Annotated in this window: 13 protein-coding genes; 12 read left to right on the forward strand and 1 reads right to left on the reverse strand. The window is 46.0% G+C overall.

Annotated elements, in window-relative coordinates; genetic code table 11:
• The first annotated feature begins 136 nt into the window (after positions 1-136).
• From sstT to Q0218_RS06135, 4 genes are all read left to right on the forward strand, one after another.
• The gene (gene sstT / locus Q0218_RS06120) at positions 137-1,441 is read left to right on the forward strand and encodes a serine/threonine transporter SstT (RefSeq protein ID WP_297967539.1); all 1,305 of its coding nucleotides are present in this window, start codon (positions 137-139) and stop codon (positions 1,439-1,441) included.
• Positions 1,442-1,457: 16 nt separating this feature from the next.
• Complete coding sequence (locus tag Q0218_RS06125; protein ID WP_297967542.1) at positions 1,458-3,179, forward strand: M3 family oligoendopeptidase; 1,722 nt, start codon at positions 1,458-1,460, stop codon at positions 3,177-3,179.
• A gap of 130 nt (positions 3,180-3,309) precedes the next feature.
• The gene (locus Q0218_RS06130; protein WP_297967544.1) at positions 3,310-3,747 is read left to right on the forward strand and encodes a hypothetical protein; all 438 of its coding nucleotides are present in this window, start codon (positions 3,310-3,312) and stop codon (positions 3,745-3,747) included.
• A gap of 367 nt (positions 3,748-4,114) precedes the next feature.
• Positions 4,115-7,075: a TonB-dependent hemoglobin/transferrin/lactoferrin family receptor gene (locus Q0218_RS06135; protein WP_297967547.1), complete on the forward strand. Its 2,961-nt coding sequence runs from the start codon at positions 4,115-4,117 to the stop codon at positions 7,073-7,075.
• A 167-nt stretch (positions 7,076-7,242) separates the two neighbouring features.
• On the opposite strand, the gene Q0218_RS06140 is transcribed toward Q0218_RS06135, so the two are convergent.
• On the reverse strand, positions 7,243-8,115 hold the full coding sequence (locus Q0218_RS06140; protein ID WP_297967550.1) for a LysR family transcriptional regulator: 873 nt from the start codon (positions 8,113-8,115) through the stop codon (positions 7,243-7,245).
• Positions 8,116-8,280: 165 nt separating this feature from the next.
• On the opposite strand from Q0218_RS06140, the gene Q0218_RS06145 reads away from it, so the two are divergent.
• The 8 genes from Q0218_RS06145 to Q0218_RS06180 form a co-directional block, all read left to right on the forward strand.
• Positions 8,281-10,365, forward strand: a complete 2,085-nt coding sequence (locus Q0218_RS06145) for a UvrD-helicase domain-containing protein (RefSeq protein ID WP_297967551.1) — start codon at positions 8,281-8,283, stop codon at positions 10,363-10,365.
• 118 nt (positions 10,366-10,483) lie between these two features.
• Positions 10,484-11,305, forward strand: a complete 822-nt coding sequence (gene truB / locus Q0218_RS06150) for a tRNA pseudouridine(55) synthase TruB (protein ID WP_297967553.1) — start codon at positions 10,484-10,486, stop codon at positions 11,303-11,305.
• Complete coding sequence (gene csrA, locus Q0218_RS06155) at positions 11,299-11,529, forward strand: carbon storage regulator CsrA (RefSeq protein ID WP_002946591.1); 231 nt, start codon at positions 11,299-11,301, stop codon at positions 11,527-11,529. Before truB ends, csrA begins: the two co-directional genes overlap by 7 nt.
• On the forward strand, positions 11,529-12,272 hold the full coding sequence (locus Q0218_RS06160; protein ID WP_297967554.1) for a 4-(cytidine 5'-diphospho)-2-C-methyl-D-erythritol kinase: 744 nt from the start codon (positions 11,529-11,531) through the stop codon (positions 12,270-12,272). The genes csrA and Q0218_RS06160 overlap by 1 nt, the downstream gene beginning before the upstream one ends.
• A 10-nt stretch (positions 12,273-12,282) precedes the next feature.
• Positions 12,283-12,738, forward strand: a complete 456-nt coding sequence (smpB, locus tag Q0218_RS06165) for an SsrA-binding protein SmpB (protein ID WP_009495234.1) — start codon at positions 12,283-12,285, stop codon at positions 12,736-12,738.
• A 9-nt stretch (positions 12,739-12,747) separates the two neighbouring features.
• A complete protein-coding gene (locus Q0218_RS06170; protein WP_002946585.1) occupies positions 12,748-12,960 on the forward strand; it encodes a 4-oxalocrotonate tautomerase family protein in 213 nt (70 codons plus the stop codon).
• Between the two features lies 1 nt (position 12,961).
• Entirely contained in the window at positions 12,962-13,576 is a 615-nt protein-coding gene (locus tag Q0218_RS06175; protein ID WP_297967557.1) for a redoxin family protein, read from the forward strand.
• A partial coding sequence (locus Q0218_RS06180; RefSeq protein ID WP_297967559.1) for an ATP-dependent Clp protease adaptor ClpS occupies positions 13,566-13,752 on the forward strand: 187 nt, incomplete at its 3' end. The genes Q0218_RS06175 and Q0218_RS06180, both read left to right, overlap by 11 nt.

A 13,752-nucleotide genomic window follows, 5' to 3' on the forward strand; every position in this document is an offset into this window, starting at 1 on the left:
CTTTTATGAAATTTAATCTCGCAATTGTAACATTTCATAATAAAATTGAAATTAATCTCGCTCAAAGCTTGTAAATTCGGCATAAATTCGGCTATAATCCTAAACTAAAATTAAACTTTAAAGCAAGGACACTAGAATGTTTGGCAAACTGGCAAAAAGATACGCCGACGGAAATTTGATCGTTCAAATTCTAATCGGCATCCTACTGGGGGCGGCGATAGGCTTTTGGACGCATAGTCAATCGGCGGATTTTAACAAGCTCATAGCAGAGGGCGTAACCGATACGGCGCAGCTAGCCGCTGCTAAAAAAGGGCTAACGGACGCGGCAAATTCAGTAGCAAATTCTATCGCCGTTTTGGGCGATCTCTTCGTCGGAGCGCTTAAAGCCATCGCGCCGATCCTGGTTTTCGTGCTAGTGGCGGCCTCTATCATCGTAAAAGAATTCGGCCACTCCAAAGGCATGCAAAAGGTAGTCGGACTATATCTAGTAGGTACGTTTTTAGCCGCCGTGGTCGCCGTAGTCGCTAGTTTTCTTTTTCCTACGGAGCTTATGCTAAAAGGCGTACAAAGCGCCGATATGAGCGCTCCGCAAGGTATCGTAGAGGTGCTAAAAGACCTCATCTTTAAAATGGTTCAAAACCCTATCACCGCGCTTTCTAGCGGCAACTACATCGGCATCATTACCTGGGCCGTGGGCAGCGGTATCGCGATGAGATTTTGCACCGCCGAGACTAAAAAAGTCTTTCAAGACGTTAGCGACGGCGTGACTAAAATCGTTAGATTTATCATCCGCCTAGCGCCGTTTGGTATCTTTGGTCTAGTTACCATTAGCATCCACAATACCGGCTTTGACGCGCTTGCGGGCTACCTAAAACTAATCCTCGTTCTAGTAGGCTCCATGGCCTTCGTTTCTTTCGTCGTTTATCCTGCGATAGTGTTTGTCCTAACCAAGAAAAATCCTTATCCGCTCGTGATGACTTGCGTGAGAGAGAGCGCAGTTACGGCGTTTTTCACCCGCAGCTCGGCGGCAAACATCCCCGTAAATATGGCGCTTTGCAAAAAGCTAGGACTAAAAGAGGAGCTCTACTCAATCTCGATCCCTCTAGGAGCTACCATAAACATGGGCGGCGCTGCCGTAACTATCGGCGTTTTGGCGCTTGCGGCGGTAAATTCGATCCCTTCTATTACCGTTGATTTTGGCGACGCGTTACTGCTTTGCTTTATCTCGGCTCTTGGCGCGTGCGGGGCTTCGGGCGTTGCGGGCGGTTCGCTACTGCTAGTGCCGCTTGCTTGCGCGCTATTTGGCATCGGTAACGACATCGCGATGCAGGTTGTCGGCGTAGGATTTATCATCGGCGTGATCCAAGACTCGGTAGAAACAGCCGTAAATAGCGCCTCAGACGTACTTTTCACAGCCGTAGCGTCTGAAACGTCAGAGTAAATTTAAGGTCGCAAAAATGAACGTTTGGGACTTGACCCCGCTTTTTAAAAACGAAAAAGAGCTGGAGACCTCGGCTCTTTCGTTGCAAAACGAGTGCGAAAAATTTGAAGCCAAATACTCGGATAAATTTTTAAATTTAAGCGACGAGGAATTTTTAGGCGCGCTTAACGAGTATGAAAATTTACTAGAAAACATCGCTCGCGTGCAAATTTACGTGAGCCTTGTTTTTTCAAAAGACACCTCAAAGGGCGCGTTTTACGCCAAATTTGACGAGCTTAGCTCAAAGGCGCAAAATCATCTGCTATTTTTCGAGCTTAAATTTAACGAATTTGACGAAGCCAGACAAAACAAAATCATCGCCAAAAGCCAAAGACTTGGCTACTATCTAGCCAATATCGCAAAAGAAAAAGCCCACCAGCTAAGCCTGAAAGAGGAGCAAATTTTACTCCGCACGGCAAACACGGGCGCGGAAGGCTTTTCACGGCTTTTTGACGAGACGCTAAGCGCGCTTAAGTTTAAATTTAAAGGCAAGATGTTAGGCGAAGAGGAAATTTTGTCAAAACTTCACAGCCCAGACCGAGCTGAGCGAAAAGCGGCCGCAAAGAGCCTCTCGGGCGGCCTAGCGCCGCAGCAGCATCTGCTTAGCTACATCTATAATATGATAAAAACCAACCTAAAAACCAGCTGCGAACTGAGAAAATTCGACCTGCCCGAAAGTCCTCGGCATTTCTCAAACCAAACGACCAAAGCCAGCGTAGACGCGCTTATAAAGGCTGCCGAGACGAGCTTTGATCTGCCGATTAAATTTTACGACAAAAAGCGCAAAATTTTAGGTTTTAAAAAGCTTTACGACTACGATAGATACGCGCCGCTTGAGCAGAGTAAGAGCGTTTATAAATTTGAAGAGTGCAAAAAAATCGTACTTGAAACTTTTGCCAAATTTAGTCCAAAATTCGGCGATATAGCCGCTCGCGCGTTTAAAGAGGGCTGGATCGACGTCTATCCGGCCGAAAACAAACGAGGCGGCGCCTTTTCGCAATCAGGCGTCGCAAATGCCCATCCTTACGTGCTTTTAAACCACACCGACGAGAGGCGGGATCTTTTTACGCTAGCGCACGAGCTGGGTCACGCCGCGCATCAAAGCCTAGCCTATGAAAGCGTAGGATTTCTAAACGCCGACACGCCGCTAACTACGGCAGAGACGGCATCGGTATTTTGCGAGATGCTGGTTTTCGATCACGTCAAAAACACGCTAAAAGGCAAAGAAAAAACCGCCCTACTCGCGGGCAAGATCGAGGATATCTTCGCCACGCTTTATCGCCAGATAAACTTCACGACCTTTGAGCGCCGAGTTCACGCGCACGAGGGCGAGATCAGCTCCGAGGAGCTAAATAAAATTTGGCTCGAAGAAAGCGCTAAGATGTTTGGAAAAAGCGTCGCTCTAAACGACTACTACAAAATTTGGTGGAGCTACATCCCGCACTTCATCCATACGCCGTTTTACTGCTACGCCTACTCCTATGCGCAGCTTTTGGTGCTAGCGATTTTTGGGCTTTATAAAAGCGGCAAATGCGAAAATTTCGTGCAAATTTACACCGAGTTTTTAAGCGCGGGCGGCTCACGCTCGCCAAAAGAGCTGGTCGGGATGTTTGGCTTTGATATCGAGGACGCGGCATTTTGGCAGATCGGCATAAACGAGGTTAGAAAGCTAGTGGAGGAGTTTTGCCAAGAAGCATAGCGAGCACAAATTTGGCTAAATTTTGAAGGCCCGGACGGCTACGAATTTGACGCTAAATTTTACGTTAATTTAAGGTCAAATTCGGCGCCGCGACAGACGGCAAAATTTAAATGGCGCAAAAGGAGATAAGATGCTTGATGAGATTTTAGACGACGAGAAATTTTCGGCGATAATGAAACGCCACGTTTTTGAGTGCTTGGAGTACCTGCTAAAAAACGACCGCGCGTTTTCGGCGATGGCTAACCTTGATCTAGTCAAATTTGACCCCGAGCTGCCGGATTATATTAGGGGCACTTTTACGGCTCCCGTTATCGTCTTTACGCTTGCTGGCTATACTTTTAGCAGCGCCAAACTCACGCCGGAGGAGTTAAGCTTCGAGGCTGGCTTCGGTAAGGAAAATTTTGCCAGCGTCGTTAGCTTTCCGCTTGGAGCTATCGTTCAAATTTTAGTAGAAAATAGCCCGATTTTGGTAAATTTTTCCGTATATAAAACTCAAAAAAGCCAGCTCGAAAAGTCGATGTCGGCGCTAATGTCAAACCCGAATAATAAAGATCTATTTAAAAAGTGAGCAAAATTTTATCCGCCGTTTTGCTCGCGCTATTTTTTATAGGTTTACTTTTATACGCTTTTCCTTTATTGGGCCGGGCGATATTAGTTTTGCCCAAATAGGCGGCTTTATAGCGCTCACTGTGCTTTGCGTATGCATTTTGACGGACGCGGATTTTGTCTTAAATTTACTAAATTTACTTCGGCAAAACGCTATCTTAATTGCAGCGATTTTGCTAGTAAAGATTCTCTTATTTCTTAATATTAGAAATTAACTTGTAATTTTTAAACTAAATTCCATTTTTTAATCAAACTATAAACGAATATTTATTATCATTTCACATTTAATAGCAAATGAATATCAAAATTATCGTTAATAAGGATAGAAAATGAACCGTCTTAAATTCTCTCTTGCCGCTTTGCTTCTTTTGTCGAATTTAAACGCAAAAGAAGCCGAGGTCGAGCTAAAAGAAGTAACGGTTAGCGGCGAAGCGGAGGCGCAAAGCGATCCGCTGCAAAAAAAGGTAGGCCAAAACGTAAAAAGCTCCAAAGAACTAACCAAAACGCAGGTTTCTGATAACAAAGACCTAGTGCGATACGAAACGGGCGTAACGACGGTGGAAGCCGGGCGTTTTGGCCAAAGCGGCTACGCGATAAGAGGCGTAGAAGAAAACCGCGTAGCTATCACGGTAGACGGCCTACATCAGGCTCAGACGCTAAGCTCGCAAGGCTTTAAGGAGCTATTTGAAGGATACGGAAACTTTAACAATACCCGCAACGGCGTAGAGTTTGAAACGCTAAAACAAGCCACCATCTCAAAAGGCGCAGACTCCGTTCGTACGGGTTCTGGGTCTCTGGGCGGCTCCGTGATGTTTGAGACAAAAGACGCAAGGGATCTTTTGCTGGACAAGGATTATTTCTACGGCTACAAAGGCGGCTACAATACCGCCGATAATCAAACCATGCACTCGCATACCTTAGCCGGTAGGTTTAAGTGGTTTGATATCCTGGCCGTACAAACCAAGCGTAGACACCACGAGACGGAAAACTACGGTTATAAGGACTATGACGATAGCGTGCTAGGCAGAACCAGAGAAAAGGCCGACCCGTACTACATCAAAAAAACGAGCAGTCTCATTAAGCTAGGCTTCCAGCCTCACGAGGAGCATAGATTTACATTTATGTCAGATACCTACAAAAACCGATCTCAAGGCAAAGACCTATCATACACGCTTACGCTTTCTAGCAACAGGGACGAGATCGTAGATACCGGACTAAGATACAACGACGATATGATGGATAGGAAAAATCGCGCTTTTGCCTATGAAAATTTTAGCGAAACTCCGCTATGGGATACGATGAAATTTACATACTCCAACCAAAAAATCAAATCCCGCGCCAGAACCGAGGAGCACTGCCAAGCAGGAGAAAACTGCTCTGAAATTTCAAATCCTATCGGACTTCAGGTTAAAAACAATAAGGTTGTCGATAAATACGGCGGCGAAGTAACCCTGCAACGAACCCAGGAGATAGATCCCCAGTACGGCGGACTAACGTGGGTAAACAGGCTCGTAGATAGCCAAGGAAACGTCCATGAGCAGAATAAATTTAGCATCAATCAAAACGTAAGCAATACGTGGCTTGACTGCTCGGTATTTGACTGCTCCAAGCCCAACATCGACGTGCTAAAATACGACTACGCCACCGATCAATACGTCAAATCAACCGTTCCGCTGGATAAAAGCTATACCGACGCAAGCACGGGCAAGACCTTTAAACAAAGCTCGCAGAGCGGATACCTAATCACCCCGTACGGCAAGGGCTACTTAAGCCGCGACTGGAAAGAGCGCGATCTGGATACTAACACCAAGCAGTTTAACCTAGACTTTAACAAATACGCCAAAACGGGCGACCTCGAGCACGATATCGCATACGGACTAAGCTTTGCTAGAACCGAAAAATCCATGACGAACAAGCAAGGCTACGACGCTACGAGCAGCAGGTGGTGGGCGCCTAAGACGCTAGGCACGGATTTTTCGGGTACGCCCTATACGTGCGAAAACGCGCCGCTAACGCTACTTTACGCGCTTTGTCCTAGAACCGAGCCGCTCACGTCTTTTCTAATCCCGGTTAAAACAAAAGAAGGCGCGCTATATCTAAACGACGATATGCGCGTAAACGACTGGCTGGGGATAAATTTAGGCTACCGCTACGACAAGATAAAATATAAACCAAACTACGTCCCGGGCTCCACGCCTAAAATCCCCGACGATATGGTGTTAGGTCTTTTCGTACCGTATAATCCTAGTCCGGAGCCAAAATGGTGGGACTATGCAGATAGAAGCGAGTGGCAAAGAGCGCATGACGCATGGAAGCAAGAAGCGCCAAACAACGCGCTAGCAAACATAAAATACATCGCTAGGGATAAAAAATTTACGAATAGCTCTTATGCTATAGGAGCCGACATCGATCCGCTAGATTATTTTAGAGTGCAGCTAAAATACTCCAAAGGCTTTAGAGCGCCCACTTCGGACGAGCTATATTTGGCATTTAAGCATCCTGATTTTACCATCCAACCAAATCCGGATCTAAAACCGGAAATAGCTAAGACAAAAGAGCTTGCATTAACGCTGCACGAGGGAAAAAGCTTTATAACTACTAGCTTTTTTGAAACCAAATACGATAACTTTATAGACCTAATCTCGCTTGGCACCAAAAGCTACGCTACGGGCGGCGGCGGCAACACCATACCTTTTGCGCTATACGGCAACGTAAACCGCAGCAAGGCTACCGTAAGAGGCTTTGAGATAAACTCTATGCTGCATTTTGGTCAAATTTCAGACGCGCTAGAGGGCTTTCACGCTAGCTACAAACTAACGCTGCAAAAAGGCAGAGTACAAACCGATAACGACGGTAAAGTGCCGATGAATGCCATCCAGCCGACTACTGCGATCTACGGTCTAGGCTACGCAAGCGCTGCGGATAAATTCGGCGCCGACATCTACGTCACTAGCGTCGCATCTAAAAAAGAAAAAGACACCTATAATATGTTCTGGCGCCTAGATACCGACCCGTACGGCAATCCATACAATACAAACAGCCACTCAAAATGGCGAAGCAACGCCTACACGCTAGTAGACGTCGTAACCTACGTGCGACCGATTAAAAATTTGACGTTTAGGCTAGGCGTTTATAACCTAACTAACGAAAAATACATCACCTGGGACGCTGCGCGCTCCATTAGGCCTTTTGGTACTATGAACATGATCGATAGAACCACGGGACTAGGTATCAACCGCTTCTACTCGGCTGGCAGAAATTTCAGGCTAAACTGGGAATTTACGTTTTAAGCCGCATTCTTATTCTGACGGGCTCTTGCCCGTCTCCTTGCTTTTATTTTTACTTATTTTTAGCGGCTCGGTTTAAAATTTGAGATTAAGCCAAGACTAGCTCTTTGCGTAAATTTGCGCCGGAGCATTTTAAATTTATGCGGCGTAGAGGCTAAATCAAAAGAGGTTTAAAAATCAAAACTCGCTTTGATCTTTAAAAATTTATGCAGCGTTTCCTCGTTTTCTTTTAGCGCGGCGGCATAGACCGAGCGAGTTAGCTTAAATTTGGCGATATTTATCTCAAAAAGCTTTGCTTCCCTTAGCTTATCCTCGATCAAAAATCTCGGCAAAAACGCCACGTAAGTATCGGCGTCGTTTGATATCATCGCGCGACAAACCATTATCGAGCCGTCTAGCGAATACGCCACGTCAAGCGCATTCGCGTCTATGCCGTACTTTTGTAAAATATCGTCAAGGTAGTTTCTGGTTCTATCTTTGATAAATTTAAATTTAACTAGCTCCTCAGCCTTCACGCTTTCGGCGATTTTTTTATTAGAAACCAAAATAAGCTCGTAGTCAAATAGCTTTTTAACGAGCAAGCTGCTATCAAGCGACTGCTCCAGGATGATAGCGATGTCGCTGCGGCGGTCTTTTAGGTAGTTTATGAGTTCGCTTTGCTCTTTTATCCTGATATCTAGCTCGCTGCCTACGCTTTGAGAGATTTTATCTAGCAGCATCGATATGACCGCCTCGGCGATAAGCTGCGTGGTGGCGATTACTAGCGGCGCTTTGTCCGTTTTTATGCGAGCTAGCTCGTCTTTAAAACGAAACATCGCGCTTTCAAACTGGGTACAGAGTTTGTAAAATTTCTCGCCCTCGCGAGTTAGGACGATGCCGTTTTTCTTGCGCATTATTAGCGTGGTTTGTAGCGCCTCTTCAAGCTTTTTCATCTGCAGAGTAACTGCCGGCTGCGAGATACCCAGCACTCTTGAAGCCTTTGAAAAACTACGCTCCTTAACTATCTCCATAAAGGTATAAAATTTACTAAAGTCATTGATCACATCAGACTCCTTATTATTATATCAGCTTATAAAATCATCTTTTTAACATTGTATTGATTTATATCTGAAAACGCTCTTAATCTGACCCGAATTTATAACAACGGCGATTTTTAAGCTTATTTTGTTAGAATTTAATAATCTTAAAACGAAAAAGTAGGAAATTTAATGTCCGATCTACTAGACGACCTAAACGAAAGCCAGCGCGAGGCCGCCTCGCATACGGACGGAGCGATGCTGATTTTAGCCGGAGCAGGCAGCGGCAAAACCAAAACCATCACCACTCGCCTAGCCTATCTCATAAGCGAGCTAGGCATCCCGCCGTCAAATACTCTAACGCTAACCTTCACCAACAAAGCCGCAAGCGAAATGCGAACCCGCGCGCTAAATATGCTAGGCGCCGCCGGTAAAAATTTCACTCCGCTACTTTGCACTTTTCACAAATTCGGGCTTTTGTTTTTGAAATTTTACATCGACCGCCTAAAGCGCAAAAACAACTTCGTCATCATCGACACCGACGATAAAAAGCGTATCTTAAAAGGCTTTGAGGGCGACATCGCAACCTCGGTTTTAGCTAACGAAATCTCAAATTTTAAAAACTCGCTTTTAAGCGTAGAGGAGGTTTTAAACCAAGGCGATATCTTTGCAAACGGGCAAAATTTCAAAGACGGCTACCACGCAAAGCTAGCAAACATCTACAAGCTTTACGAGGAGTATTTGGCGGCGAACAACCTCGTGGATTTTGACGACCTGCTCTGCCTTAGCTATAAAATTTTAGACGAGGACGAGGCTCTAGCGCGCGAAATCTCACAGCGATACTCCTACATCATGGTGGACGAGTATCAAGACACCAACGACCTTCAGTACAAGCTCCTGCGCAAACTCTGCTGCACGCACGAAAATATCGCAGTCGTGGGCGATGATGATCAGAGTATCTACGGCTGGCGCGGCGCTAAAATCGAAAATATATTAAATTTTAAAGACCAGTTTAAAGACGTCAAGGTCATAAGGCTAGAGCAAAACTACCGCTCGACGAGTCAAATTTTACGCGCGGCAAACGAGCTCATCGACCATAACAGAAACCGCTTAGGTAAAGAGCTAAAAAGTACCAAAGAAGGCGGCGAGGACGTCGCGCTAATGGAATCGGACGACGAAACGATGGAGAGTCTAAAGGTAGCCAAACGCATCAAAAAGCTGCTTGATAGCGGCGCGCAGGCTAGCGATATCGCGATCTTGTACCGCATAAACGCCCTCTCCCGCTCCCTCGAAGAAGGCCTAACCAAAGAAAAAATCCCGTATAAAATGGTCGGCGGAGTTAAATTCTACGAGCGCGCCGAGGTCAAAGACGTGATCAGCTACCTAAGGCTAGTCGCAAACGAGAACGACGACTTCTCGCTAAAGCGCGTCATCAACCGCCCAAAACGCGGCCTTGGCAAGGTAAGCCTCGCAAAGATCGAAAAAATCGCCTTCGAGCATAAACTTTCGCTATTTGAAGCGATATCTAGCCTGAACGAAAACGACAAGGATCTAAGCAAAAAAATCGTCTCAAGCCTTGGCGAATTTGCGGCAAATTTAAGGGAGCTAAAAGAGTGCGACTCGCCCTATGAGCTAGTGGATAAACTAGAAGCGAAATTCGGCATCAAAAAATACTACGAGAGCTTGCCCGACGGCTCCGAACGCGTGGCGAACATCGACGAGTTTTACGCGATGATAAAAGACCAAATCAAGCAAAACCCAAGCTTTTCTATAGAAGAGTTTTTAAACGAGATCGCGCTACAAAGCGAGCAGGACAACATCGGCGGCGAAGCGATCTCGATCATGAGCATACACGCTAGCAAGGGGCTTGAGTTCGAGCATCTTTTCGTGATCGGGCTTGAGGAGGGATTTTTCCCGCTTCTAGGAGACGGTAGCGACATCGAAGAGGAGCGGCGCCTAGCCTACGTCGCCATCACTCGCGCCAAAAAAACCCTGACGCTAAGCTTTGTAAATTCGCGCTTTTATAAAGGTCAGCGAACGAGACTGGAAAAGAGCAGATTTTTAAGCGAGGCGGGCGTTTGCAGCGGCAGTCTCATCATCCAAACGCAAGCGCAAACCGCTAGCGAATACAAAAAAGGCGACCTCGTCAAGCACAAAATTTTCGGTATCGGACGCGTGACGGCGGTAACTAAGATCAAAAAAGAGCTAAAGCTAACGATAAATTTCGGCGGAATCAGCCGCGAGATAATGTCTAGCTTCGTCGAAAAAGCGGTGTGAGGATGTGCAAATTTGAGGCCTTGCAGGCTAAATACCGCGTCAAATTTGATCAAATTTATGCGCTCAAATTTGACGCTCGCGGATCAAATTTAACGCAACCTCCAAAGGTCAAATTTAAATGAATGCGCTTTTTGTCGCAAACAAGCCCGCAGGCATCAGCTCAAATCATTTCCTAAGCCAGCTAAAGCGCAAATACGGCGTCAAAAAGGCGGGCTTTTCAGGCACGCTAGATCCGTTTGCCAGCGGCTGCCTGATCGTGGCTCTAGGTAACCACACGCGGCTTTTTAACTACGTAGATAAAACGCCCAAAATCTACGAAGCGACGATGTGGCTGGGAGCCGTAAGCGCTAGCCTAGATAACGAAAATATCGAGGAGATCACGATTTGTCCGCAGTTAAATTTAGCGGACGTAAAGGCTGCGCTAAGCGAACTAAAAGGCGAGATCGCCTACGTACCGCCCAAATTTAGCGCCAAGCACGTGGGCGGCAAACGCGCGTATGAGCTAGCAAGAGCGGGCGAGGAATTTGAGCTAAAAAGCCAAACGATGAGCGTTTTTGACGTAAATTTGAGGGCATATATGCATCCGTTTTTGAGCTTTCGTATTAGCGTTAGCGAGGGCTCGTACGTGCGCTCGTACGCTCAAATTTTAGCCCAAAAGCTTGGCGCGAGAGCCACTCTAAGCGCGCTAAAACGCGTGAGCGAAGGCAAATTCGTTTATGAAAACGAGAGGTTTTTAAATCCGCTTGATTATATCTCTCTACCGCAAAACGAATATCTAGGGGGTCCTGCAGACGTGATGCTGGGCAAAAAACTGAGCGTAGAAAAGCTAAAATTTGGCGCCCAGGGGCTATATTTAATAAACTTTGATGATTTTTTTAGTATCATTGAAATCAAAGACGAAACCGTAACATATAAACTAAATAAGGTCGAAAAATGCTAATACTCGCAAGAAAAGAAGACGAAAGCATAATGCTGGGAAACGATATCAAAATCACGGTCGTAGGTATCTCAAAAGGCGGCGTAAAAATCGGTATCGACGCGCCTAAAAATATGATGATCCTACGCTCCGAGCTCGTCGAGGACGTGGCGGCGGAAAACAAACAAGCCTTAAACGGCGCGGGCGAAGCGAGCCTAAAAGAGCTCAGCGATAAAATCGTAAAATAATGAAAAGCTACGCGAAGATAAACTCCTTTTTAAAGATCGTCGGCACTCGCGGCAACTACCACGAGATCGTCTCTCGCTTTGTTTTGCGGTGCGAGATTTACGACGAAATTTTCTTTGAAAAATCTAGCGGCTTCGCGCTTGAGTGCGATAACGAAAATATCGAAAATAATATCGTTTTAAAAGCTAAATTTGAGCTGGAAAAAGCGGGCTTTAAAAACGAGCTGGACGAATTTTTCGCCTCGCATAAAATCGTGATAAAAAAGCAAATCCCGCTGGGTGCGGGTCTAGGCGGAGGCAGCTCAAACGCGGCTACGTTTTTAAAGATGGCAAACGAGGAGTTAAATCTAAAACTAACGCGCGAAAATTTGATGAAAATAGGCGCGAATATCGGGGCGGACGTGGCGTTTTTCGCTAGCGATTTCGAGGCTGCAAACGTTAGCGGTATCGGCGAGATAATAAGCGATTTTGACGACGAAGTGCCGGAGGTAGAAATTTTAACGCCGAGCGTGTTTTGTTCGACGCCTGCGGTTTACGGCGAATTTAGGGCAAATTTTATGGATAGTATCGACGTAAATCTAGCGGAAAAAATGCGCGAGATGACGACGGCGCAGCTGCTGGAGCGATATGAAAATCGCAAGCTAAACGATCTTTTTGCGCCGTGCTTTAAAATTTATCCGCAGATGGATAAATTTAAAGATTTTTTCCTAAGCGGTAGCGGCGCTAGCGTGTTTTTCTTAAAATAAAAGGTAAAAAATGGGTAAGGATTTAGCCAAAAATAAAAAGGCTCTGTTTGACTTTAGCATCATCGAGACCTTCGAGGCGGGCATAGTGCTAAAGGGTAGCGAGGTAAAGGCTCTAAGGGCGGGCCGCGCAAACCTAAAAGATAGCTTCGCGCGCGTGATAAAGGGCGAGCTGTTTTTGCTAAACGCGCACATCAGCCACCTAAACACGACGCACTCGGCGTTTCGCCCGGACGAAAGGGCTCCTAGAAAACTGCTGATGCACCGCAAGCAGATAGATAAAATTTTCGGTCAAGTCACGCAAGATGGCCTCACGCTAGTGGTTTTAGCGCTCTATCTAAACGACAAAAATATCGTAAAGGCGCGAGTAGCGCTTGCAAAAGGTAAGAATTTGCACGATAAGCGCGAGACGATAAAGCGTAAAGAAGCCGACAAAGAAGCGCGTGCAGCGATGAAAAAATACGCTTAAGGAAAGCAGATGCCATACGTAAATATAAAAATCACAAAAGAAAAAGAGGCCGTAAGCGCCGAGCAAAAGCGCGCGCTCATAGCAGGCGTGACAAAACTGCTAGGCGATACGCTAAAGCGCGACGCGAGCAGAACCGTCGTCGTGATAGAGGAAGTTAGCACCGATGACTACGGCTTTGGCGGCGAGAGCATAACCGAACTAAGATCAAAACAAGGAAAATAATATGAAAAAAACAATAAAGGCGATTTTTGCGGCTTTAGCCTGCGCGATATTTTTAGCAGGCTGCGGCGAGGACGAGACGGCAAAGGCTCCCGCAAAGATAGAAGGCTACAAAACTGGCGAGGAGATCGCGCTAAAAAGCGTGTTCGGTAAAGAGCTCACGCTAAAGCGCGTCGAGGGCGGCTTTGTCATCAAGGGCGAGGAAGATAAAATTTTGATGTTTGATATATTCGGCACGTTTTGTCCGCCGTGTCAAAAAGAAGCGCCTGATCTCACTAAATTTCAGATCGATAATCTAAACGACTTTACGGTAGTCGCTCTCACGCACTTTGAAAACGTCACGAACGAATACGTCGTGGAAAATTTCGCGCAAAAATACAACGCCTTTTACTTCATCTCAAACGACGCTAAAATCAACGACAGGCTTGCCGCGCAAATTTTAGAGGATATAAAATACGAGCGACTCGAGAGCGTACCGATAAAAATGGTGCTAAAAGGCGGCGTATATCAGGAGCTAACCGACGTAGATAGCGGAAAATTCGGCGTGAAATACTACCTAGGCGGCATCCGTTTGGACGCGATGACGAAAGATTACGAGAGAATAAAAAATGCCCGCTAAAACCGCCACCCGGCGGGAGCGAGACGTCGCGCTAAAGGAAAAACCCGAATTTCCGAGTAAATTTAAGGTTATTTTGTTAAACGACGATGTTACGAGTATGGATTTTGTCGTGAGCGTGCTGGTAGAGATTTTTAATCGCGATATGCAAAGCGCGGTAGCCGTGATGCTAAAAATCC

It is taken from the genome of uncultured Campylobacter sp. (assembly GCF_938039245.1).
Lineage (GTDB): Bacteria > Campylobacterota > Campylobacteria > Campylobacterales > Campylobacteraceae > Campylobacter_A.